We start from the raw sequence: 25,600 nt of genomic DNA, 5'->3' as shown, positions 1-25,600 counted from the left end.
ACTTGTTTTCTTGGGACATAGGCACCAATGCTGTCCCTTGATTTGTTAGATGAGTCACTTATTTAATGATTATTTAAATGCTAATTAGATTTAAATTGATTGCAATGCTCTTCAGGATTTATATCATCTTGCATCGGATCAGCTTGTTTTTTAAATTTGGACACAAAATCATTTATTGATTTTGTTTTTGCCGTATCCCCCTGATCTTGATCCACATTAACAAAAGTCTCAACTGTTCCTGAGTCTATGAATAGCTTACTCTTTTTATGCTCTAGATCAGATGGGGTCATATCTTGAGGTTGCATCATCAAATATAAATTATCCTCGGCCTTATATTCATAAAACTTGTGGTTTCCTCCAAACACCAGGAATACTTCAGTGCGCCCTGACTCATTAGCCGCGTCCAAGCAACCATCAATTGCTTGCATCTCTCTTTCAGAACGAAATTTTTCTTCAATTATTAAGAGCTCATCTATAGGATTTTCACTTTTTTCTTTCTCCTTAATTGCCGCATGTACTTCTTGGGCTAGTTTTGGTGTAGATGCAGGGTAAACTGCAGGAATCTGACCAAGACATAGTAGAACAATGGGTGCCATATGAACTCTTAAAAGCTCTTTTTGCTCTGTAGAGAGCTCATTAAAATCTTTAGGAATTCCTGTTGGAAAATGCTCAATAACTTTCTTAAAGGTGTCATTACTAACATTTTCCGGAGTCATTTTATGATCGAATCCTTCAAGTACAATAACTTTATCTGGATTATTCAAAATAAGCTGAGCGACTTTGAATTGAGAGTAAGCAACTTGTTCTCGTAATTTAGGACTGAGAGTATTTGTATTTTTTTCTCTCTCTTCCATGATAGAATAAAGCTCTTCCTTAATCGCATCATGCATCATTTGTACATGAGTAATTGCAATAGGGCTGATTGTAGCTTTAACCCCAGTATATATTTTATTCAGAATAGGATTCTTTTGAATTTTTTCTCTTAATTGCGAGTTAAAGCTTTTGTTGAGAACAGCATGAGCATCTAGTTGCCCGGACTCAGTGACCTCTTGATATATAAGAGAGTGTTTATTCACAACATCTACTAACTGCTCAACTGAGAGATGTTTCGCTAAGGGAGTAGAAAATATAACTTTTGCGAGCCCTTCATCCCTTAAAGCCAAACGATGAAGGGGTAATTGTCTTTTTTCCAACCAATATGAAATGGAATTTTGCAATACAGGATCAGTATAGTTGGCAAGAATAACGCCACAAAGTTGATCCCAAGCAATTAGATGATTGTATTGTTGTAACACAAAGGCGGCTTTTTTAGGGTTTCCTTGCATTGCCTCCGCAAAATCTTTCTCCCATAATATATTTTTGCCTACGGATAATCTTACAAACTCTAAATTAGTGTTGCCTGGGGTAAGAATACAAACAGACGAAACATACTTTTTTAAATCTATTTGCTCATGATTTTCTAGGCTCCGTTTAATTGTATCGCGTTCATTTTCATCGTCACAAAGTATTCGATAAACGATTTTTCTGGTTTCTTGATCAGAAAATTTTGTTTTCTTCAAGAACTCGTCCTCAGATGTAAAACATTCCCCTCTAACCTCTGTTTTTATATTCGCAGTATCTACCAAAATATATACAGGGTAAGCCATAACTAAATCCTTACTAGATCTTAATATCAATATTAGTTGTATCTATTCATTATAGGATAAAATAGTTCTTACTGACCAATTATTGGCGCTTCTATTTGATCTAACACGTGTAGTTTATTGCATGCAAAAATAGATTTCATCTATGCTGACGTCCAACTGAATACATTAGTCCGCACTGAGTGGGTTATTAAAAACAACTTCCAATTATCTACTCTATTATTATCGATATAGGTCAGTTTATTAGGAGATACCCCATGCCAATTTTAACTATAGATAGTGATGCTGAAGGTCAACCCCGAAGTGGTTTAATAGATCTGTACACCCCAGTTAAGAGATAATGAACTTAACTGCAGAACAATTAGAAATACGCCGTCTGCAAGAAGAAAATAAGCGCCTTAAAATGGAAAAGGAAATATTAAAAAAGGCGGCGATCTTCTTTGCTCAAGAAACGAAATAAAATATTCGTTTGTTGCCCAAAATAAGAAGAGCTGGCCAGTTGGCGTGATGTGCCAACTACTGGGCATTACACGGCATGGATATTACAGTTATCAGCAACGCCAAACAAATAAACCAGATGATCCTGAGCATCAGGAGATTATTAAATGGGTAAAGAAAATAGCTGAAGCCAGCCAGTATTGTTATGGAAGCCGCAGGATGAAGAATGCTTTAAATGCATTAGGTTATCCAGTAGGTCGAAGACGAACGCAAAGTTTAATGAAAGAAGCGCAAGTTTTTGTTCGTTATCGAAAGAAATACAAAGTGACAACAAATAGCAATCATAAACAACCAGTTTATGAAAACGTTTTAAATAGACAATTTGATGTTAAAGAAGCAAATAAAGCTTATGTATCCGACATTACTTATGTCTGGACTCAGGAAGGCTGGCTTTATTTAGCAGTTGTTATGGATTTATTTTCAAGAAAAATAGTGGGTTGGAGTATGGGTTCTAGAATGAAAGCAACATTAGTCTGTGATGCTCTGAATATGGCTATTTGGCAGCGAAAACCATCATCAGGTCTCATTGTTCATTCAGACAGGGGAACTCAATACGCAAGTTACCAATACCGTAACTTATTAACGAGTAAAGGCTATATTGGCAGTATGAGTAAAAAAGGAGATTGCTGGGATAATAGTGTCATTGAAAGTTTCTTTGGAAGTTTAAAAAAAGAACGAGTTCAATGGCGAAATTATCAAACTCGATGGGAAGCCCAACAGGACATTTTGAATTACATCACTATGTTCTATAACAGCCATAGATTGCACTCTTATTTAGGATATTTAAGCCCAAATCAATTTGAAAAACAGAGTGATTTTTTAACGAAAGTTGCTTAACTGGGGTGTAACATTTTGGTTGACCACTTCAACCCCGTGTCAAGTCGACAAAAGAATTACCCTCTGGCCTTTATCATGCATCTGCCTTAGTAATCGCTGAAGAAGCACAGGCTAAAGCCATAAATGTAGGTATTGGCTCTCTAGAAATATTAAAAGCAAAAGATAATAGAATTATATTAACTCATTCATTAGCCTCATGTTTTCCAGCCATCTTTATGTTTAAAAATGGGGATATCGGGCTTTATCATGGTAATACCCCGTTTATCAATATCAAAGAGAATACAGGGACTGTCTTAGGTGGAAAGCCTCTATTTGACGCGATACCCGCATCTGAGATTGGAGAAATACTCATTTTCGAAAAAGGAGTGGCGTTAAATACTGGAAAAGCATTAACTTTTGCGAAAAATTTACAAGAACATTTTAAGGAGAAAGGACCAAAAATTTTAGTGCAAGCCGCAGAGAATGTAGGTCCCGCATATAATTACGGTGTTGCAGCCGTTTATAAGTCACCAGAAGGAAAACCTATTATTCTTATAGGTGAAAGCGCCAAGTTCGATTTAATGGCGAAAAATAAAGAGGAATGCGAGCACGAAGAAGATAGCATCAAACCCTATACTTTAATAGAATATGATCCCAAAGTAAGACCCATAAAACTCCGCGAAGAAGTTCAACAACCGAAAAAATCAGAACAAGCTCCCACAACAGACCCCACTGTACAACCTCAAGAAGAACAACAGGAGATGCTACAGAAAAAAATGAAAAGCATTGTTCAGGGCATGAGAGATCTTGATGAAAAAAAATTTGATAAGGAAGATAGAGATAGCCCTCATCAATAATTTCTTCATGGAGTAATTATCGAGCAAGAGCGACTGCTAACCACATCCATGCACCGTAATAGGCGCTCACAATAAATGCTTTAAAACAATCTTGTGGGTCTCTTTTATTAATCAGCTTTTGTTGATGAATCAAGACTATACCTGCTACAAACCAAAAGATATAAAACCACAAGTTTGTCTGCTCCATCAATGCCCAACACAACCACAAACTGTGAAATAAGCTTTGCAATAAAGCAATAATCAATCGGTCATGGCTTGCAAAATATATTGCAGTAGATTTGACACCAATTCTTAAATCATCCTCTTTATCCGCCATAGCATACATGGTGTCATAAACAAGAATCCAAGAAAAATTCATTAGAAATAATAAGAAACATTCCGCATTTAAAGCCAAATCTGAGGCGACATAAGCCATGGGAATACCCATAGAAAATGCCAAGCCAAGAATCATTTGTGGCGCCTCTAGAAAGCGTTTGCAAAATGGATATAAAAAGGACACAAATAACGCGATTAATCCCAGATAAAAACAATTACGAGGTAACTGAATTAATATAAATAATGCGGTTAAAAGTAATATTATTAATAAAATAAAGGCTTCCGCTAAGCTGACTTCACCAGCAGTTAACGGTCTGAACTTAGTGCGAGCAACATGTTTGTCGATATTTCGATCTGCAATATCATTGATAACACATCCTGCAGCACGCATCAGGACAGTACCACATAAAAAAAGGATGAATAGTCTCAGTGAAGGCATCCCTTTATTTGCGAGCCACAATGCCCATGCTGTTGGATACCAAAGCAACAAAATTCCAACAGGTTTATCAAAGCGCATTAATCGCCAATATGCATCCCATTTCATGGAGTAATCCTTTCCAGTTCGGGTAACATAATTTCAACTAAGTAAAATGATTCCTTTTGTTGAAATGAGAATTCTGCGAGGCGAACCCAGAGTACTCCATTAACTGAGTTTACATGTCGTTTGACCCAATAGTATTCTAAACATTGCTGATCAGCAGGATAGCTGAACCATTTAAGACGATGTACTTTCTCTTCATTAAAAATTAAATTTTTTATTGATTCATCTTTTAGACGGCCAAAGAAAGCAGGATCAAGATCATAACATTTTTTGGGAATAATACTGCGAGCATACCAATAAGCGACACCACCACTTTTCATAATGATTTCACGTTGAAAAGCCATTTCATCTTGAATCTGTAGAAGATTTTTATCCCACCAATCAGTATTCACCCAACATTGGGAAATAAGCTCAATTTGAGCATCACCTTTTATTTGGTACAATTTGTCAGTTAATGACGCTTGGTGATTAAGCCATTCTGAAAGATGTTCAGAACTTTGAGCATTTACTGTAAAAATAGATTGGGGATTAATAGGCATGGATCTTAGCTACTTATAACAAAATATATTTCAGTAAGATCTTACAAAATTAACGCACCAGCGACAAGTTATTGCTGAATCTTATTCATAATAGGCCACAGGGAGACGTTCTGTCTATGCTCAACTATGCCTATTCCTTGATAGGGTGACCTTTGACTCTTATTCTTCCTAGTCGATTTAAAATCATAGTGACTTGCTCATGAGTCACTTTATTCACTAGGATAAAATGTCCATTGCTCATTCCTTGGCCTAGAGACGTTGCAAATATAATCTTTTTTGTTGAACCAGCCCCCTCCCAACTCAAACGCCAACGAGGATGACTCCATTGCCATTGATAAATTAGTTTCAGTTGATTTGTTTGCTTATTTAAGAATCTCAAAACCACACCGTTTGACCAATCTGATGAGCTATTTAAAGGAGCAAGGTATACAGGGTTGCCAAGAATCATAGCCTGGATCTTGGCATATTGAATTGCCGTTCGCAGTTCATCAATGATTGTTTGTTGCTCATTTTTATTGATAAAATAAGTGTATGAAGCAATTCCTATTATTGATAACCCTAAAAATAGGGTCATCGCAATAAGCAATTCAAGAAGTGTAAAACCTTTTATTTTCATGGAACAAACAGATTCCTTGTCTATTCATGGTGCGAGTTGGTGCAAACAAAATAGCATGTATTTCAAAAAAATTACATACTAAAAGAAAATGCCCCATCAGGCTCGGAGTCACTATGACCATCTTCTTCATGATAAACACCTGAAACTACTGTTTGCATAGGCTCACTTTTCCTGCTCATGGCTCGAAGTAAGTGAGTATTAATTTGCGCATCCTTATTCAATAAACGTAACATACGTAAACATTGAGGCAAGGACAAATCCCAACGCGCAAAATACTCTTCTTTATCAAGGTTTTTATCCTCATTCAATAACTTAAGCACTTGACTCAATGCTGCATATACCTTTTCGTTGGGGTTTTTTCTAAGCTCTTTTAATAAATTAATAACAATGTGTAGGATGATATGCGTCTCATTGCGAATTTTTGCAAAATGGTCTAAACATGCAAAAGGATTTTTCAACAAAAAAGAATGGCGAGCATAATCAAAGATTTTTTTGTCTGTGCCGTCTTTTAGGAATGATGATGATAATTTTAAAAACACTGGATATACTGCTAGCAAAATTTGATGATTATCAGTTCTACTAGAAGATAAGACATTCGGTATTTCATTTCCAAAGAATGTTAATGGATGCTCGTCATGTGAGGAACCTCTTAATGAAGAAGAGCCTGAGTTGAAATAAAGGGCCTTTAATTCTTGGGCCTGCTTTATTAGCTCAATACGATTAGGAGCAGTAGATTCCTCAATAAGTTGATACACTTTATCAAACCATTTCTTATCCCCTCTATAACAACAATAAGAGAGTAACTCACCTAGCGAACTAAATGTCTCATACATAAACTCCTCATTTTCATATTCATCTGATTCATTTTTGTGATACCGCAAATTTAAGTAGTTTTTTGTCTCTTCATAACCTGAGTCAATCATTTTTTTTCTGGTTTCCTCACCGACAGTAAACGATGAGCTAGATACATTATCAACATTAATCACAATAGATTGACATGCATATTTTCTCAATTTCAAACGGTCTTTTTCCCAACCACTGGCAGGATCACTAACACCTGTTAGCAAACGATATATCCAGTTTAAAACGATATTTTCCCGATATACTCTATCCATTACACGATCAATTGCCTTTCGTTCAGGCCCATCATCAAACTTGACCGCTAATACTTTTAAATTATTGCCATATTCTGATTCCAATAGTGTAGTGTGATCATCAACAAAAGCTTCCGTGGGAAAATTATTCAATACCCCACCATCATTATGCTCATCTCCATCAATCACCGTTGATCTATAAACTATAGGAAAACTTGCAGATGTTTTAACTGCTTCACTCACTTCAAAATCTGGTGAGCGTAAGAATGAGAAATATCGGGTTGTTCCTTGACGTTTATTCGTAGTCGTAACCACTAACTCTTTTCCTATGCCACAATCAGGGTATTTCTGTCTAATTTCTTCTAAGGTTGCAAACGTAATTGGCCCTTTTGGATATGGGATTTGATACTTAGCAACAATTTGATTTAATTTATTTGCAATTGCATAATCAAGAGCAGTCTTTAACGAATGAGCCTCAGAAATTCCATTAATATTAATGTCAAAATGTACTAAATGTTCATGTTTAAAATGTTTAAATAACTCCTCAATTTCAGATGCTGAATAACCTAAATAGCACATTAAAGCCATAATGGCGCCAGCTGAACTACCAGCAAATTTTTCAGGAGATATTTTTGCTTCATTCAGCGCCTTCCAAACACCAATATGTGCAAAAATTTTTGCACCACCACCACAAAGAACGAGATTTTTAACATTAGGTTTTCTTTCTCTAACTAAAATCTCATGTGATTTTAAGAAGCGAAATATTTCTACCTTTTTTGTTTCATATAAAGGAACTACTTGCTTCTCTTTAATAGATTTGCTTTTAACTTTTTCATCACTCAGCCAAGGAAATAACCAGCTCCAAATTCGCATATACCAGGGCTTCATCGACATAAATCGCTGCATTTTTCGATAATCATGCATTTTATCGAGACGTTCTTGTAGATCAGACACTTCTATAGATTGGGGATGAGGACTTTTGCACACCGATTCAAATTTGATGTTTCCTATATTGAGCGAAATAAGCTGATCGACTAATTTATCTGTGATAAAAACTCTCTTTGTATTTCCTAAAGGCTCTTGCTGTGCATCATTTGGGCTCTTATACTTTGTTCCAGTACCTGGGACAAGGAATTGGTTGAAACCAATTAATATCCCATGATTTCCCTGGCACATCTCAATTCCCGTCAGTTGATAATTGGATATTTTTTTCAGAGATAAATCTAAGTCGCTTGTTTTCCAATATTCTAAATACTTTCCTTGAAACCAGCTTACTATTCTACCCCACCAACTTAAAGGAACCTCAGCGGTGAAACCTCGATATTCATTTACCGCCACACCTCTTAAAAAAACCTTAGACTTATCTTGTTGATGAGGTTCCAAAAACCATTGCATAAATAATGCTCTTTTCTCATCACTAAGACGTGTGAAATCAAACATCATCTGTTCGTTATCAAATAGATAGTTACCCAAAGCAATTTTATTATCTGGTGACAAACCGTTGATCTGCAGACGACCTAAGTAGGACGTAATAATAATTTTTTTTAATAAATCCAGATTTTGAGTATATTGAGCTGAGTCAGAGTCAAGCAGCTGACTTATTACGTGTTGTGGCGTCATCACTTATCCTTAAGTTATGATAATCCATTAACTCTTCAGCAGTTTTACCTTAGCTATTCTCGAATTGGGCTCCCTGCTCTGCTGAAATTTCGTTTTTACTTAACTCGAGTTTTTATTTTTTAGTACCGATGTATTTAATTGAGTTGGCTAATCCTCTGTTTTATTATTTTTAACCATCACAAATATAATTAACACAAATTTATCAGAAATTAAATAGCACTAATTAATCAAAAATTACACTTTTCTGACGTGATTGAAGGTGAAAGAGACCTCCTGATATCAGCTTATGCGACCCGGAGGTTAAGGAAAACGAGTTGATGACTATTGAATACTTTTTAGAATTTCTGCAACAACTGCTTCTGGATTTGATGCTTGGGTGATGGGACGTCCTATGACTAAATAATCACTACCTTCTGCAATGGCTTGTTTGGGGGTTAACACTCTTGATTGATCATCCTTTGAATCACTTGTAAGCCTAATTCCGGGAGTAACAGTAATAAATTGATTACCACACTCTCTTTTTATTACGTTAACTTCTTGAGCGGAACAAACCACCCCATCTAAACCTGATTCTTTAGTTAAAATTGCCAGTTTATTTACGTGGTCAACAATCGGTGTATTGATCCCAATAGAAGTTAATTCGTTCTGATTAAAACTAGTTAAAACAGTTACCGCAATTAAGATTGGTCGAGCAGCACCATAAGCATCAATTGCTTTTCGTGCTGCCTGCATCATAGCCATCCCGCCAGAAGCATGAACATTCATCATCCATACACCTAATTCAGCCCCTGCCATACAAGCTTTTGCAACGGTATTAGGAATGTCATGAAATTTCAGATCCAAAAAAACCTTAAATTGTTTCTGCACCAATTGCCTTACTAAATGAGTGCCAAATAAAGTAAAAAGCTCGCTACCTACTTTTAAAGCACAACTTCTTGGATCAAGCTTATCAATTAGACTTAAAGCATCATGCTCGCTATCAAAATCAAGCGCAACAATTAATTTAGGTGTCATTTATGCTATAGCCTCTTCTTCGTGCACTGTTAGAGCGTTTTTAACCGCTGCAACAATTTTCATTTGTTCTGCTTCTTGCAAATAAGGATGCATAGGTAAACTAATAACCCGACTACTTGCATATTCAGCATGAGGAAAATCACCAACTGTGTAACCTAAATATGCCATGGCCGCTTGTTGGTGCAACGGTACTGGATAATGGACTGCAGTTGGAATTCCTGCTTCGCTCATTGCCTTTTGAAAAGCATCTCGATTGTTTACTTCAATGGTGTATTGAGCATAAACACTGGTGTTATGACTATGAATAAAAGGTGTTTTGACTAATGGCGAAAGCATATGGTCATAAGCCTTAGCAACCCTTTGACGCATAATGATTTCATCTGGGAACAGTTTCAGCTTTTCAATTAAAACAGCAGCCTGAATGGTATCCATACGTCCATTAATACCTATGCGATTATGGCAATAACGCGCATTTTGACCATGAATTCTTATTTCAATGAGTTTTTGCGCTAAAGCATCATCATTGGTAAAGCACGCTCCTGAATCCCCATATCCACCTAAAGGTTTGGATGGGAAAAAGCTAGTACATCCAATTGTTGATAAATTACACGAATAGTTACCTTTATAAGTTGCACCGAAGCTTTGTGCTGCATCTTCAATTACTGGAATCCCATAATGAGCAGCAATGGCATTAATTTCATCATGCTCAGAACATTGGCCGTACAATCCAACAGGCATTATTGCCTTAGTTTTACTGGTAATTGCGGCCTCGAGTTTACTCGGATCCATATTATAGGTAAGCGGATCAATATCCACAAAAACAGGTTTAGCCTGGCAAAGTCCAATTACTTCTGTGGTAGCAAAAAAACTAAAAGGAGTTGTAATAACTTCATCTCCGGGCTGAATTTCCAAAGCCATTAATGCCATTAATAAGGCATCTGTTCCACTCGAATTGACAATGACATGCTTTACCCCTATAAAATCAGCCAATTGCTTTTCAAGCTGGGTAATTTCAGGCCCCATAATGTACTGGCCATGATTTAAAACGTTTTTAATGCTTGTCAGAATTTCGTTTTCTATTATTGAATATTGTTTTTTTAAATCGATAAATTGCATCATAATCTCTTAAAATTAGTTAATATCCTTCCAAACCATGGACAGGTTTCATTCTTCCCCAGTTTTTACAACTGGGACAATGCCAATGCAGATGCTTGCCACCAAAACCACAATGATTACATCGATAAACTGGCTTATTATCTAAAAATTTACTCGTTATATCATGAAGCATTTGTAATTTGTCACGAACTTTCCCGTGAGCAGACTCTAGATGCCAATAAATTAACTGATTTAAACCCCTTATTGATGGATGCTTGCCTAAATTATCGGCTACAAAATCTATAGCCGCATCCATATTTTTTTGCTGTCTTAAATACTCTGCAATAACAAAAATTACTGAGGCTCTGGGATTATTTTCTAAAGTCTGTTCAAGATACTTAACACACTCATCCATTGTATTTAGTTCTTTGTGACATATTACTAAAGGCTCGATAATTTCCGTTAAAAAATCTGCATCTTGCTGCGGAATACGTTTTAATGAGCGAATTGCTTGTTTATAACGCCCTTCTTTCATTTCAAGGCTTGCATTCATCAAACTGGCACGCACAGATTCATTATCGACAGCTATAGCCTGTTTAATACAGTATGCGGCTCTATCAATTGCGTTAGTTTTTAATGCCTGACTGGCCATTTCACAATAATAATGGGCTGCTTGATTATGAAAACTTGTTCCAGTTGAAATTTCCAATTTTTTAACTACATCTAAAGCCTTTTCCCATGCTTTTTCCTGCTGATAAATTGCTAATAGGCCATGCAAACTACACGTTTCTTTAGACCCACCTAGCTCTACAACTTCTAAAAAAATTCGTTCTGCCCGATCAAATAAGCCAGCACTCATATAATCTTGGCCAAGTGCCATTAAAGACTCTTTTCTTTGTATAATGCTTAGCTGGGGTCTTGCAATTAAATTTTGATGAATTCGGATAGCTCGATCAACCTCGCCACGGCGTCTGAATAAACTTCCCAAAGCAAGATGGGTTTCTACCGTGTCGCTGTCAACTTCTAATAATTTAATAAAAATATCAACGGCCTTATCTGATTGCTCATTTAAGAGATAATTAAGTCCGACAACGTATTCACGGGATAAACGATTATAAACGGTTGGATCTTCTTTGGGTTTACTTCGATTTGCCATCCACCAACCTGACCAAGCAGCAGCAGGCAATAGTAATGGCCATAAATCAATCATTATTACCCTCCTCTGTGCATATTAGACCGTATAATAACAAAAAAATTAATGCTGGTCTTGTAATGGGATTGATCGCAAGTTTTTTATTTCTTTTTCAGTTAATTTTAATTGATTTTTAATCTTATGGCATTCCGCTTTTAGGCGCAAATATCGCCCAACAAAAAGTATAAAGCCTACTAAAATACCGATGCCCAGCATAATCGTCATTAAAACTGAGATAGGCATAGATATCGTTTTAAAATAAAAATTTACATCTACCGAAGTAGCATTTAGTGCAGCAAAACTAACGCCAATAATAATGAGAAGTATATAAATAACCAGCATTAATAAGCGCATGAATTTTTCCTTTTTGTTGCCTGGATAATGCGAAGTAAAAAATCTGGAGTTTCCAGAAGGATATCATATCATAAACTTGGGCTCACTTCGCCTCACCCAAGCTATTTTAAATAGATACAAACAAAAAAGCGTAGAAAAATCTACGCTTTTTACTATGTTAGACAAGAAAGTGATTAATCACTTTCTTTACTTGCCATTTTTTCTTTCAACAAATCACCTAAGGTTGTTGTAGACGCACCTTCGGTTCTAGAGTATTTCTTGATAGCATCCGCTTCATCTTGAGCATCTTTCGCTTTTACTGAAAGAGTAATTGAACGATTTTTACGGTCAACATTTATGATTTTTGCTTCAATCTCGTCGCCTTCTTTGACCAGAGTAGTAGCATCATCAACACGCTCATCAGAAAGTTCGCTTGCACGAATAGTACCAGTAATGTCATCTGCCAATGCTACAGTAACTGTTTTAGCATCAACGGATACAACAGTACCTTTAACGATAGCACCTTTAGTGTACTCATCAACAAAACTTGTAAAGTTATCACCTTCAAGTTGCTTGATACCTAAAGAAATTCGCTCACGCTCAGGGTCAATAGCAAGAATAACTGCTTCTAACTCTTGTCCTTTCTTAAACTGTTTTACTGCCTCTTCGCCAGCAACAGTCCAGGAAATATCAGAGAGATGAACCAAGCCATCAATATCCCCATCAAGGCCAATGAATATTCCGAAATCAGTGATTGAACGAATCTTACCACTAACTTTTTGGCCTTTATTATGAGATGCAGCAAATTGTTGCCATGGATTACCAACACATTGCTTCATACCTAAAGAAATACGACGTCGTTCTTCATCAATTTCAAGAACCATAACATCAACAACATCACCCAAAGAAACTACTTTACTTGGATGTACGTTTTTGTTAGTCCAATCCATCTCTGACATGTGAACCAAACCTTCAACGCCTTCTTCTATTTCAACAAAGCAACCATAATCAGTAATATTAGTTACTTTACCTTGTAATTTCTTGCCTATAGGATAACGCTCTACCAGATCAACCCAAGGATCGTTACCTAATTGTTTCATGCCTAAAGAAACACGGTTTCTTTCGCTATCAAAGCTTAATACTTTTACTTTTACGTCTTGACCAACTGATAATACTTCACTTGGATGTTTTACACGCTTCCATGAAATATCAGTGATGTGTAGCAAGCCATCTATGCCGCCCAAATCAATAAATGCACCATAATCGGTAAGGTTTTTAACAATACCATGGAGTTCTTGGCCTTCATGCAGTGATTCAAGCAATGCTTGTCTGTCTGCACTACTTTCTTCTTCAACAACTGCACGACGTGATACAACGATATTGTTGCGCTTTAAATCCATTTTAATTACTTTGAATTCAAGCTCTTTTCCTTCAAGATATGAAGGATCTCTTACAGGTCTGACGTCTACTAATGAACCAGGTAAGAAGGCGCGAATAGTACCAATTTCAACAGTAAATCCGCCTTTAACTTTTCCAGAAATAAGACCGGTAACTGTTTCATTGTTTTCATGTGATTTAGATAATTTTCGCCAAGCTTCCTGACGTTTTGCTTTTTCTCTTGAAAGGAGCGTCTCGCCGTAGCCGTCTTCAACAGAATCCAGCGCTACTTCAACAGTATCTCCCAGGCTAACTTCCAATGCGCCATCTTTGTCATAAAATTCTTCTTTAGGAACAATACCTTCAGACTTTAGACCAGCATTTAAAATGACAAAATCACTATCGATACCGATAACCTTGGCATTAATAATGGCACCTGGATAAAATTGAGCGCCGGCAATACTTTGCTCAAACAATTCTTTGAAACTTTCAGACATGTTAATAAACTCTTTAGTAAAAAAATGAAAGAATGAGTTCCACTCATCTTTCCCCTAACAAACACTTATTTATTGTACAAACGTTCATTAACTAATTCTAATACAATATTGAACACTTGTACAATGGATAAGCTGGTTGTATCAATTTGCACTGCATCATCTGCAGGTCTTAAAGGCGCATGCGTACGACCAGTATCCCTTACGTCACGTTTAGCCAATTCTTCTACAACGTGCGCGAGGCTAACATTAATTTCTTTTTCTTTCAACTGTAAATATCGTCTATTTGCTCTTTCTTCTTCACTTGCATATAAAAAAACCTTCAAAACAGCCTCTGGAAAAACCACCGTACCCATATCTCGACCATCCGTAACCAGACCAGGAGCCTGGGCAAAATTACGTTGACGCTCAAGTAAAGCCTGTCTTACTTCTTGAATTGCGGCAATTTGAGATGCATCTTGTCCACATTGTTCACTGCGAATTGCTAAGCTGATGTCTTCATCGTCCAAAATGGTCCGTGTCCCATAATCATCAGACGATACAAAACGTAAATTTAAGGAACGTGCTAGGGCAGTTAATTGTCCTATTTCATGAAAATCTATCTTATTTTTTCTTGCTGCATAAGCGAGCACGCGATAAATCGCACCGCTATCAAGCATATTCCATTTAAGATGTTTTGCAAGTAATTGACATATAGTTCCTTTACCAGTTCCACTTGGTCCGTCTAGGGTTATTACAGGTACAGCGTCATCGTACATTATCAACAAATTCCTCTATTTGAAGTTGAAGTTCCCTTGCTGTATCTACAAACAAAGGAAATGAGGTGGCTACATTGGCACAATTTTTGATCGTAACCGGATCACTAGCTATAGCTCCAGCAATTGCAAAAGACATGGCAATACGATGATCACCACTACTTTCAACAGTACCTCCACGTATCACTCCACCCTCAATCAGTGCGCCATCATCTAATGCTTCCGCGCGAATACCTAATTTTTTTAGACCATCAACCATTGTAGCAATGCGATCACTTTCTTTAAAACGTAATTCACTTGCTCCATGTAATGTAGTTTGTCCTTGAGCACATGCAGCGGCTATAAAAATAGCAGGAAACTCATCGATTGCAAGTGGAACCATATTCGCACCTATATTAATTCCCTTCAACGGCGCATATTTAACACGTAAATCAGCAACCCATTCCTCTCCTAGTTGTCGCTGATTTAAAAGAGTTATGTTGCCACCCATTTCCAGCAATATATGAATGATTCCTGTACGTGTTGGATTAATACCAACATTACGAATGAGTACATCAGACCCAGGAATAATCGTAGCTGCAACAATGAAAAATGCCGATGAGGAAATATCTCCAGGAACAAAAATTTCAGTCCCCAAACATTCATTTGCAGCATTAATAACTAGAGTATTGTCTTTGTGATGCACCGGATAAGAGAAATATTTGAGCATCAGTTCTGTATGATCACGACTCACACCTGTTTCAGTAATTCGCGTCTCTCCTTGAGCATAAAGTCCTGCCAACAAAATGCATGACTTTACCTGGGCGCTTGCTTCAGGCATTACATAATGAATTCCATGCAGTTCTTTTCCACCTCTAATTGAAATAGGCGGTTTACCATCCACGGTAGAGATATCAGCACCCATTTGTGTTAATGGTTTACTAATCCGTAACATAGGTCTTTTTAATAAGCTCTCATCACCGGTCAATTGACTATCAAATGATTGTGCAGCCAATAACCCTGCCAATAAGCGCATGCTGGTTCCAGAATTTCCACAATCAATAATCTCTTTCGGCTTCTGTAATCCATGCTTTCCAACACCATAGATTACAACTTGCTGCTCATCAGGCCCTTCTATTGTGACACCCATAGCTTGAAATGCTTTCAAGGTCGCCATACAGTCATCGCCATCAAGAAATCCATTAATAATGGTTGTTCCTTTAGCTATAGAACCAAAAATAATAGAACGATGTGAAATTGATTTATCACCGGGTACTGTGATTTCACCTTTTATTGACTGGACGGGTTTGCTTATGAAATTGTGTATTCTCACCGACTATTTTCCTTTGCAAATTCAGACATGAACTCTACGAGCGCATCAACTCCAGCCATTGGCATTGCATTATAAAGACTGGCGCGCATTCCCCCCACAGCGCGATGTCCTTTTAAAGCATATAGACCCCGTAGTTCTGCTAACCGAAGAAATTCATTCTCTAATTTATCATTTTTAAGTGAGAAACAAATATTAACAATAGAGCGTACTTCAGGATCTATATTCGTAGTATAAAAATCTGTGCTGTCCAAGTATTGATACAACTTAGCTGCTTTTTGACAGTTAAGCTTATATATCTCTTCAACACCACCTTGTTTTTTTACCCAATCAAACATTTTATCAGCCAAATAGCAGTTAAAAACTGGCGCGGTTGCATAAAGTGAATGATGTTCTGCTTGTATCTTATAATTTAACATAGTCGGTACATTAGGGACTGGCATTCTCTCTAGTAGATCATCTCTAACAATGACTATAGTTAACCCAGCATTTGCTATATTTTTCTGGGCTCCTGCAAAAATTAAACCGAAGTTTTTGACATCTATAGGTTCAGTAAGCAGAGCAGAAGTCATATCCGCAATAAGTGTAATTCCCTTGGTTTTAGGAACATAAGGGAACCGAACTCCATTAACGGTTTCATTCGGAGTGTAATAAACATAAGTTGTGTTTTCTTTTATATCCCAAGTTTTCGGCGCAGGGAATGTTTTATAGCCACTTTCCTCGCCACTGGCGACACAATATGCCTTTTTTAAATACTGTGCTTCAGCAAGAGCCATATGCGACCATATTCCAGAAACTAAATAGCCGGCCTGTTCATCTGGATATAAAAAATTCATTGGAATCATAGCAAACTGAGTTCGCGCGGCCCCTCCCAAAAATAGAACTTGGTAATTTTCGGGTATAAAGAGTAACTCTCTTAAAGATTGCTCTGCATGATTTAAAAGAGTCGAAAACTCAGGACTACGATGTCCTACTTCGAGTACAGAAACCCCTAGGTTTTGCCAATCAAGAAATTCTTCCTGAGCGTCCTTAAGTATGGCCTCAGGAAGCATTGCAGGACCCGCACCAAAATTATAAACTCGAGTTGTCATCGTCATTTTCTTCAATTTCAGTTATGCCATCGGATTCATTGGAATCCTCACCCAAATCTTCAATTTTTTGCATACCAACAACTTTCTCGCCTGCGCTGACATTAATTAATCGAACCCCTTGTGTATTTCGACCAATCACCGACAGCTCATTTATCCTAAAGCGTACCAATGTACCTTTATCTGTTATAAGCATAGCTTCATCAGCATCAGTCACTTGTACTGAGCGAACTACTTTACCATTACGTTCAGTTACCTGAATAGAAATCACTCCTTGACCACCACGCCCAGAAACACGATACTCTTCTATTGAAGTACGTTTACCGTATCCATTTTCTGTTGCAGTTAGTATAGTTGCATCTGAATGGGCGACAACTAAAGAAATTACCGCCTGACTTTCTTCTATACGAATACCTCGTACACCACGAGCGGTACGTCCCATTGGCCGAACTTTGCTTTCATCAAAACGGACTACCTTGCCGGCATCAGTAAATAGCATAATATCTTTACTACCATCGGTGATATCAACGCCGACTAAGCTATCATCTTCATCGAGATCCACAGCAATAATTCCATTTGATCTGGGTCTACTAAACGCATTTAAAGGCACTTTTTTAACTGTTCCCTTTTTAGTAGCCATGAACACATAATAACCTTCCTGATATTCTCTAACTGGCAACATCGCGTTAATTTCTTCGCCTTCAGCAAGTGGTAAAATATTAATAATTGGACGACCTCGGGAAATACGACTGGCTAATGGAAGCTGATATGCTTTTAACCAGTAGAGTTTTCCATGGTTAGAGAAACAAAGTAACGTGTCATGAGTACTTGCAATCACGAGCCGTGAAACAAAATCTTCATCTTTAACATTTGTTGCGGACTTACCTTTTCCACCGCGGCGCTGAGCCTGATATGCAGTAAGTGGCTGGTATTTCACATAACCTTGGTGTGACAGGGTTACTACTACATTCTCTTCAGTAATCAAATCTTCAATAGTTAAATCTTCTTGTGATGCGGTAATTTCAGTGCGACGCTCGTCACCAAACTGAGTTTTAATCTCAAGAAGTTCATCACGAATCACTTGCATAAGTCGCTCTGGTGAAGCCAAGATTTCCAATAACCCGCGAATTAGCTGCAATAGCTCTTCGAATTCACCTAAAATTTTATCTTGTTCCAGTGCCGTTAAACGATGAAGTCTTAATTCTAAAATAGCCTGGGCTTGAGCTTCTGATAATTTATATCCACTTGCCCCCATACCAAACTCAGCAGTTAAATCATCAGGACGTGATGCATCAGAGCCTGCTCTGTCCAGCATCGTCTTAACCATGCCTGGTGCCCATAATTTAGCGAGTAAGGCTTCTTTTGCATCTTGTGGTGTTGGTGATTGTTTAATTAAAGCAATCATTTCATCAATATTAGCTAATGCAATACCCAAACCTTCCAATAAATGAGCGCGGTTACGTGCTTTTTTCAGTTCAAACAGGGTTCTTCGAGTGACTACTTCACGTCGATGTTTAATAAAGTATTCAAGAATTTGTTTCAAGTTCAATGTGCGTGGTTGTCCATCAACTAAAGCAACCATATTGATTCCAAACACATTTTGCATTTGCGTGTGTGCATATAAATTATTTAATATGACATCAGCCACTTCATTGCGTTTTAACTCGATAACAACGCGCATACCTTGTTTGTCTGACTCATCTCTAAGTCCCGAAATCCCTTCAATCTTTTTATCACGGACCAATTCAGCGATACGCTCTACCAAACGGGCTTTATTTACTTGATAAGGAAGTTCATTAATAATAATGGCCTGACGCCCAGTGTCTTCGTCGGTTTCAATTTCTGTTCGCGCACGAATAATAACGCGCCCCTTCCCTGTGCGATAACCTTGAATAATTCCTGCCCTTCCATTAATAATGGCTGCTGTTGGAAAATCAGGACCTGGAATAATCTCCATAATGTCATCAAGACTCAGTTCTGGATCATCAACTAAAGCAATGCACGCATTAATAACCTCGGTAAGGTTATGTGGAGGAATATTAGTTGCCATACCCACAGCAATACCAGAAGAACCGTTAACAAGCAGGTTAGGTACGCGTGAGGGCAAAACTACAGGAGCGAATTCGGTTTCATCGTAGTTAGGGCTAAAATCTACGGTTTCTTTTTCCAGATCAGCTAATAAAGCATGAGCCACCTTAGACATGCGTACTTCGGTATATCGCATTGCCGCAGGTGCATCACCATCTACGGAACCAAAGTTACCTTGCCCATCGACCAAAAGATAACGCATCGAGAAAGGCTGCGCCATCCGAACTATAGTATCGTAAACTGCCGTGTCACCATGAGGATGGTATTTACCGATTACATCCCCGACAACACGCGCCGATTTTTTATAGGGTTTATTCCAGTCATTACCTAATTCACTCATTGCATAAAGCACACGTCGATGCACTGGTTTCAGGCCATCACGCACATCAGGCAAAGCCCTGCCCACAATGACACTCATCGCATAATCAAGATAGGATTGTTTTAATTCATCTTCAATATTAACAGGCAAGACTTCTTTAGCTAGATAAACCATAGTTTGGACGTATCCTTGACGATAAATTTTAATAATAAAGAATACCACAGAGACGGATTTAATTAAATCATCTATCCTAAAATGTGGCCCTAGGAAGACACTGAAATGCCGTAATTTCCAGAGATAAACAATTAAATATGAGCCAAACCTAAGTCATACCCACAGACAGAACAAAATTATTATTTTTTTGCTGTCATTCTTTAAAATTCTAAACCATAATAAAATTGACTGTAAGTGCTCATTTTGTATATAGTGCCACGCACAATCAATATGAATCCTTTATCAGGAGAAGCAATGACAAAAAAAACAGCTAAACTTAGCCTTGAAGGACAAGAGCCGCTTGAATTACCAGTATATACACCTACCCTAGGGAATGATGTGATTGATATCACACAACTGGGCGCAAGCGGTGTCTTTACCTTTGATCAAGGTTTTTTATCTACTGCCTCCTGTGAATCTAAAATTACCTATATAGATGGAGACAAAGGTATATTGCTCTATCGAGGTTACCCTATTGAGCAATTGGCTGAGAAAAAAGATTTTCTTGATGTAAGCTATCTTTTACTCAACGGCGAATTACCTAATGCTGAAGAAAAGAAAAAATTCGTTAACCTAATTAACAACCACACGATGGTACATCAACAAATGTATCAATTCTTAAATGGTTTCCGTCGTGATGCGCATCCAATGGCAATTATGGTAGGAATGGTTGGCGCTCTATCAGCCTTCTATCATGACACCATGGATTTAAATAATGCCGAAGATCGTTTTATTTCTGCAATTCGCATGGTTGCTAAAATGCCTACTTTTGCGGCGATGAGTTATAAATACTCTATAGGGTTACCTTATATTTACCCGCAAAATAAAATGTCATATGCTGAAAACTTCTTGCACATGATGTTTAGTGTTCCCTCAGAAGAGTCTACACCTAATCCTGTGTTAGTCCGTGCCATGGATACTATCTTTATTCTACATGCGGATCATGAGCAAAATGCATCAACATCTACTGTTCGCCTTGCTGGCTCAACAGGTGCGAATCCTTTTGCATGCATTTCAGCAGGAATCGGTGCACTATGGGGACCCGCACATGGTGGTGCGAATGAGGCTTGCCTTAACATGCTCAAAGAAATTGGTAGTGTTGATCGTATTCAACAATACATTAAACGAGCAAAAGATAAAGATGATCCTTTCCGACTTATGGGATTTGGTCATCGTGTTTATAAGAGCTATGATCCACGAGCAAAAGTAATGCGCAAAACCTGCCATGATGTTTTAGAAACAGTAGGTGCAAAAGATGAGCCATTATTTAAGCTTGCTATGGAGCTTGAACGCATTGCTCTTGAAGACGATTACTTTGTTGAGAAAAAACTTTATCCCAACGTCGATTTCTATTCAGGTCTGACTTTAAGTGCTCTAGGAATTCCAACCAATATGTTTACGGTAATTTTTGCTCTAGCTCGTACTGTTGGATGGATGAGTCATTGGATGGAAATGGTTGCTACCAAATCAAGAATTGGTAGACCACGCCAGCTATACACTGGTGAAAAAACCAGAGATGTACCTTAAAAACTGAAAACGGATCCTGGGCGCTAGGTTAGCCCGGGTGAAACGCAGCGGCCCCGGGAATATAGTCAAACCGTTTCCCGGGGCCGCTGCGTTTCACCCGGACTACAAATATACACTAGCCTTTTAATATATAAACTGTTGAACTACCCCTTTACTTTCTGCAACGCCTGCTTCCAACCACGATAATCCATTTCTACTTGCTCTAATGATCTTTGGGGATTAAATGTTTGCTCCACATCCCAGATTGCATGCAATTCATCTAAGGAATTATAAACACCACATCCTAACGCAGCTAATATTGCTGCCCCTTTAGCAGTAGTCTCGATATCTTTAGGTTTTTGTATTTGTAATTGACATTGATCTGCCAAAAATTGTAAGAACCATCGATTAACAGCCATTCCTCCATCAACACGCAGAAGTGACAAATCCAATTGACTGTCTTCTCGCATACAAAGACATACTTCACGCGTTTGATAACAAACCCCTTCCAATGCCGCTCTGGCAAAATGGGCTTTGTTGCTGGATAAGCTTAAACCAACCATGGATGCACCAGGGACTGATAACCAATGCGGGGCGCCTAAGCCTGTAAAGGATGAAACAAAATAAACTCCTTCATTTCCATTTAACGAGCCTGCTAAAACTTCCGTTTCATCAGTATGAGCAATAAGCTTCATTGAATCTCTTAGCCACTTGACGGTTGTGCCAGCATGATAAATACTGCCCTCCAATCCATAAACTGTTTGTCCTTTTATCTTATATGCTATGGTTGTTAATAGTTTATGTTGTGATAAAACAGCTTTGTTTCCTGTATTCAATAGTAAAAACGCACCTGTTCCAAAAGTTGCTTTTACCATTCCAATATTGAAGCAACCCTGACCAATTAGGGCCGCCTGCTGATCGCCCGCAACTCCGGTGATCGGGAGCTCAATACCCAGCCATTGTTTGTCAATCAGGCCGAAATGGCTATCGCTCGCACAAACCTTGGGTAAAACAGACTCAGGAATTCTAAAATAATCCAATAAATCCAAATCCCATTGCTCCTCCTTAATATTAAAAAGCATGGTCCTTGATGCATTAGTCACATCGGTTAAATGTAAACGTTCTTTAGTTAAACGCCAGATTAAGAAACTATCAATCGTACCAAAGGCTAAATCCCCTTTATCTGCTAATTCTTTTGCTTCGGAGTTATTTTCTAAAAGCCACTTTAATTTAGTTGCTGAAAAATAAGGATCAGGGACTAAACCCGTTTTTTCTTGAATCATCGATTCATTAACCACCAATGTCTTGCAATATTCGGCTGTTCTGCGATCTTGCCATACAATGGCTGGTGCAAGACAAGCTCCAGTTTTTTTATTCCAGATTACTGTAGTTTCCCTTTGATTTGTTAGACCGCAAGTCACTATTTGTTCTACAGGAACTCGTGACAATACATCACGCATAGCCGCTAATGTCTTTTCCCATATTTCTTCAGGATCGTGCTCGACCCAACCTGTTTGAGGATAATATTGAGTTAATGGGTATTGACTGGAAGTTACTAACTCACCATGAACGGTGTATACCATAACGCGTGTGCTGCTCGTTCCTTGATCTATTGCAAGTAAATAATTCATCGTTGCAGAGTTCCTTGTCCCAACTATTATGTGTATATTGTTAGTGTATACTTTTTTTGTGGAGACCAAAATATGAATTCGGTTTTTGATGTTGCAATTATCGGTGGCGGCATCAATGGCTGTGGTTGTGCTGCGGATGCAGCATTAAGAGGATTATCTGTAGTGCTTGTGGAACAAGATGATTTAGCCTCTAAAACTTCCTCAAGCAGCACAAAACTAATTCATGGTGGGTTAAGATATTTAGAAAACTATGAATTTGGAATGGTTAAAAAAGCAATCACCGAAAGACAGCGGCTTCTAGACCTAGCGCCACATTTAGTTCATCCTCAAGCGTTGGTTCTACCTTATGAAAAGCATATGCGGTCTGCTTGGTTTTTACGTTTAGGCCTCTTTATTTATGATCATATAAGCAGCAAAAATCGTCTCCCCAAGAGCAAAACAATTTCTAGAAAAAATAAAGAGAAGTATTTTGATCCTTTAATAAATAAATTAGATAGAGGTTTCCTATTCTATGATGCAGTAACTGATGATGCTCGCCTAACTATTGCAAATGCACTCCAAGCAAAAAATCATGGTGCCAGCATAAGAACGCACTCCACTGTAACCCACATTGACGTTGTCAATAATTTATGGCAATTAACGATACAACCTAAAGTTGGCGCAAGCTATACGCTCTCTGCCAAATCAGTAATCAATGCAGCTGGTCCATGGGTTAAATCGGTGGAGCAACTCACTCACACACCAGATCGTCAAAAAATCAGTTTAATTAAGGGAAGTCATATTATTGTCCCTAAAATCTATGAGAGTAATCACGCATATTTGTTACAACATCAGGACAAACGTGTCATTTTTGTTATCCCCTATCATGGATTTAGTATGATAGGTACAACTGATATTCCACTCACTGGTAACCCAGGTAATGCGGTCATAAGTGATGAAGAAATTCATTATTTGATTGATTTAGTTAATGCTTATTTTAAAACTAAAATATCCGAAAAGGATATTATCTATACTTGGAGTGGTGTCAGAGCTTTGCTCGCTAATGAAAAAAAAGATGCTAAAGCGTTAAGTCGTGACTATTCATATCAGACTCATCTTAAACCAGCACCAAGTGTCACGATTTATGGAGGAAAAATAACCACCTATCGACAATTAGCAGAAGAAGTGATAAATCAACTCCAGAAAATATTTCCACATATGGGCCCCTCAAACACGGCAACAACTCCCTTACCAGGAGCATTTTATGAGCAAATGAATTTTGAGCAGTACGCTCACTATGCTAAAGAAAAATATAAATGGTTGGACACTGACTTACTTAATCGTTATTTGCAAACATATGGAAGTCGCATAGAACTATTCCTTTCCTCCTGCACGAATAAAGAGTCTCTAGGAAAAAAATACTGTACCAATCTTTATCAGGCGGAAGTAGACTACCTAATTTTAGAAGAATGGGCACAAAATTGTGATGACATACTCAAACGAAGAACAAAACTTGATCTAGTCATTGATGAAACAGGTAAGAAAGAGTTGAGCAACTATTTGTCAAAGGTCACTTCTTATCCTTCTGCTCAAGCTCCGCTTTTATTGCACTAACATCTGCTGCCACTGCTTGTTCAACCAATTCTTTGAGAGTCGAAGCTGGCATACTGCCAGCATTCGAATAAATAACAATTCCTTCTTTGAATACCATCAAATGCGGAATTGAGCGGATTTCAAAAAAATCAGACAATTGTTGTTCTGCTTCGATATTTACTTTTGCAAATTTTATATTTGGAAACTGCTCAGCCACTTGCTCATAAACTTTAGAAAATTGTTTACATGGAGCACACCAGTCTGCCCAAAAATCAATGAAGACAATTTGATTATCATCAATTAAAGATTGGAACTCTGAACCGGTTGTATTGAGACTGGTCATATCTTTTCCTTAGCTTCGATAGAGTTAACAATTTTTTTAAATACATCATCCACACCACCAGCACCACTAATGCTATGAAACTCAGGAGCACCATGAGCACCACTCTCTGCCCAGGATTTATAGTAATGAACTAAAGGCGCTGTTTGATTACGATAAACTTCCAAACGTTTTCTTACAGTTGCTTCTTTATCATCTTCGCGTTGAATTAAAGCTTCACCTGTAACATCATCTACCCCATCACGTTTTGGCGGTTGATTTTGGATATGATAAACACGACCAGAAGGTTGATGAATACGTCGTCCACTAATTCGCTTAATGATTTCTTCATCATCTACATCAATTTCAATAACATGATCTAAATAAATTTCTGCTTGCTTTAGAGCATCTGCCTGTACAATTGTTCTGGGAAAACCATCAAATAGAAAACCATTAGCACAATCACTCTTTTTTAAACGCTCTTTGACTAACCCAATAATAATATCATCGGAGACCAGACCACCCGTTTCCATAATTTTTTTGGCACTCAGTCCTAAGGGAGTTCCTTGTGCAATAGCTGCACGCAGCATATCACCTGTGGAGATTTGCGGAATTTGATAACGTTCAATCAAACGCAAAGCCTGGGTTCCTTTTCCTGCACCCGGCCCACCCAAAAGCATTAATCGCATTAAAAACTCCTTAGTGATCTATATCAGTTTTAATTACTGAGTATATTATTACTTTTAAACCCCATAA

At 37.8% G+C, this 25,600-nt stretch carries 20 protein-coding genes and 1 pseudogene; 4 read left to right on the top strand and 17 right to left on the bottom strand.

The window, feature by feature from the left end:
• Positions 1-80 precede the first annotated feature (80 nt).
• On the bottom strand, positions 81-1,646 hold the full coding sequence (locus Lste_RS06375; RefSeq protein WP_058510216.1) for a hypothetical protein: 1,566 nt from the start codon (positions 1,644-1,646) through the stop codon (positions 81-83).
• Positions 1,647-1,989: 343 nt separating this feature from the next.
• On the opposite strand from Lste_RS06375, the pseudogene Lste_RS06365 reads away from it, so the two are divergent.
• Positions 1,990-2,978 (top strand): annotated as a pseudogene (locus Lste_RS06365) (IS3 family transposase); the annotation flags it as partial.
• 215 nt (positions 2,979-3,193) lie between these two features.
• Positions 3,194-3,814 carry a hypothetical protein gene (locus Lste_RS06360; RefSeq protein WP_058510214.1) on the top strand — a complete coding sequence of 207 codons (621 nt, stop codon included), beginning with the start codon at positions 3,194-3,196 and terminating at the stop codon, positions 3,812-3,814.
• 16 nt (positions 3,815-3,830) lie between these two features.
• On the opposite strand, the gene ubiA is transcribed toward Lste_RS06360, so the two are convergent.
• The 13 genes from ubiA to gyrA all read right to left on the bottom strand — a co-directional run bounded on the left by ubiA (position 3,831) and on the right by gyrA (position 19,777).
• On the bottom strand, positions 3,831-4,673 hold the full coding sequence (gene ubiA / locus Lste_RS06355) for a 4-hydroxybenzoate octaprenyltransferase (RefSeq protein WP_083503920.1): 843 nt from the start codon (positions 4,671-4,673) through the stop codon (positions 3,831-3,833).
• Positions 4,670-5,209: a chorismate--pyruvate lyase family protein gene (locus tag Lste_RS06350; RefSeq protein WP_058510213.1), complete on the bottom strand. Its 540-nt coding sequence runs from the start codon at positions 5,207-5,209 to the stop codon at positions 4,670-4,672. The genes ubiA and Lste_RS06350 overlap by 4 nt, the downstream gene beginning before the upstream one ends.
• Before the next feature lie 130 nt (positions 5,210-5,339).
• Positions 5,340-5,825, bottom strand: a complete 486-nt coding sequence (locus tag Lste_RS06345) for a GspH/FimT family pseudopilin (protein ID WP_058510212.1) — start codon at positions 5,823-5,825, stop codon at positions 5,340-5,342.
• A 71-nt stretch (positions 5,826-5,896) separates the two neighbouring features.
• Positions 5,897-8,539 (bottom strand): Dot/Icm T4SS effector VpdC, encoded by a 2,643-nt coding sequence (gene vpdC, locus Lste_RS06340; protein WP_058510211.1) that lies wholly within the window; start codon positions 8,537-8,539, stop codon positions 5,897-5,899.
• Positions 8,540-8,860: 321 nt separating this feature from the next.
• Entirely contained in the window at positions 8,861-9,553 is a 693-nt protein-coding gene (pyrF, locus tag Lste_RS06335; RefSeq protein WP_058510210.1) for an orotidine-5'-phosphate decarboxylase, read from the bottom strand.
• Entirely contained in the window at positions 9,554-10,669 is a 1,116-nt protein-coding gene (locus tag Lste_RS06330; protein ID WP_058510209.1) for a DegT/DnrJ/EryC1/StrS family aminotransferase, read from the bottom strand.
• Between the two features lie 19 nt (positions 10,670-10,688).
• Positions 10,689-11,858: a lipopolysaccharide assembly protein LapB gene (gene lapB / locus Lste_RS06325; RefSeq protein ID WP_058510208.1), complete on the bottom strand. Its 1,170-nt coding sequence runs from the start codon at positions 11,856-11,858 to the stop codon at positions 10,689-10,691.
• A gap of 45 nt (positions 11,859-11,903) precedes the next feature.
• Positions 11,904-12,194: a lipopolysaccharide assembly protein LapA domain-containing protein gene (locus Lste_RS06320; protein ID WP_058510207.1), complete on the bottom strand. Its 291-nt coding sequence runs from the start codon at positions 12,192-12,194 to the stop codon at positions 11,904-11,906.
• Positions 12,195-12,367: 173 nt separating this feature from the next.
• Positions 12,368-14,047 (bottom strand): 30S ribosomal protein S1, encoded by a 1,680-nt coding sequence (rpsA, locus tag Lste_RS06315; RefSeq protein WP_058510206.1) that lies wholly within the window; start codon positions 14,045-14,047, stop codon positions 12,368-12,370.
• Between the two features lie 65 nt (positions 14,048-14,112).
• Complete coding sequence (gene cmk, locus Lste_RS06310; RefSeq protein ID WP_058510205.1) at positions 14,113-14,802, bottom strand: (d)CMP kinase; 690 nt, start codon at positions 14,800-14,802, stop codon at positions 14,113-14,115.
• Positions 14,792-16,111 (bottom strand): 3-phosphoshikimate 1-carboxyvinyltransferase, encoded by a 1,320-nt coding sequence (aroA, locus tag Lste_RS06305; protein ID WP_058510204.1) that lies wholly within the window; start codon positions 16,109-16,111, stop codon positions 14,792-14,794. The genes cmk and aroA overlap by 11 nt, the downstream gene beginning before the upstream one ends.
• The gene (gene serC / locus Lste_RS06300) at positions 16,108-17,199 is read right to left on the bottom strand and encodes a 3-phosphoserine/phosphohydroxythreonine transaminase (RefSeq protein ID WP_058510203.1); all 1,092 of its coding nucleotides are present in this window, start codon (positions 17,197-17,199) and stop codon (positions 16,108-16,110) included. Before serC ends, aroA begins: the two co-directional genes overlap by 4 nt.
• Complete coding sequence (gyrA, locus tag Lste_RS06295; RefSeq protein WP_058510202.1) at positions 17,180-19,777, bottom strand: DNA gyrase subunit A; 2,598 nt, start codon at positions 19,775-19,777, stop codon at positions 17,180-17,182. The genes serC and gyrA overlap by 20 nt, the downstream gene beginning before the upstream one ends.
• 294 nt (positions 19,778-20,071) lie before the next feature.
• Here gyrA and gltA point away from each other — a divergent pair, with 294 nt between their 5' ends.
• A complete protein-coding gene (gene gltA, locus Lste_RS06290) occupies positions 20,072-21,343 on the top strand; it encodes a citrate synthase (RefSeq protein WP_058510201.1) in 1,272 nt (423 codons plus the stop codon).
• 143 nt (positions 21,344-21,486) lie between these two features.
• Here the strand turns inward: gltA and glpK are convergent, their stop codons facing one another.
• A complete protein-coding gene (gene glpK / locus Lste_RS06285; protein ID WP_058510200.1) occupies positions 21,487-22,953 on the bottom strand; it encodes a glycerol kinase GlpK in 1,467 nt (488 codons plus the stop codon).
• A gap of 72 nt (positions 22,954-23,025) precedes the next feature.
• Here glpK and glpD point away from each other — a divergent pair, with 72 nt between their 5' ends.
• Positions 23,026-24,546 carry a glycerol-3-phosphate dehydrogenase gene (gene glpD / locus Lste_RS06280; protein ID WP_058510199.1) on the top strand — a complete coding sequence of 507 codons (1,521 nt, stop codon included), beginning with the start codon at positions 23,026-23,028 and terminating at the stop codon, positions 24,544-24,546.
• Here glpD and Lste_RS06275 read toward each other — a convergent pair.
• Positions 24,503-24,868: a thioredoxin family protein gene (locus Lste_RS06275; protein ID WP_058510198.1), complete on the bottom strand. Its 366-nt coding sequence runs from the start codon at positions 24,866-24,868 to the stop codon at positions 24,503-24,505. The genes glpD and Lste_RS06275 overlap by 44 nt on opposite strands.
• On the bottom strand, positions 24,865-25,533 hold the full coding sequence (gene adk, locus Lste_RS06270) for an adenylate kinase (protein WP_058510197.1): 669 nt from the start codon (positions 25,531-25,533) through the stop codon (positions 24,865-24,867). The genes Lste_RS06275 and adk overlap by 4 nt, the downstream gene beginning before the upstream one ends.
• Between the last annotated feature and the right edge of the window lie 67 nt (positions 25,534-25,600).

The sequence above is a fragment of the Legionella steelei genome, assembly GCF_001468005.1.
GTDB classification, from domain to species: Bacteria; Pseudomonadota; Gammaproteobacteria; order Legionellales; family Legionellaceae; genus Legionella; species Legionella steelei.
The sequence above is the reverse complement of the archived record's forward strand: the minus strand, read 5'-3'. Positions and strand labels throughout refer to the sequence as shown.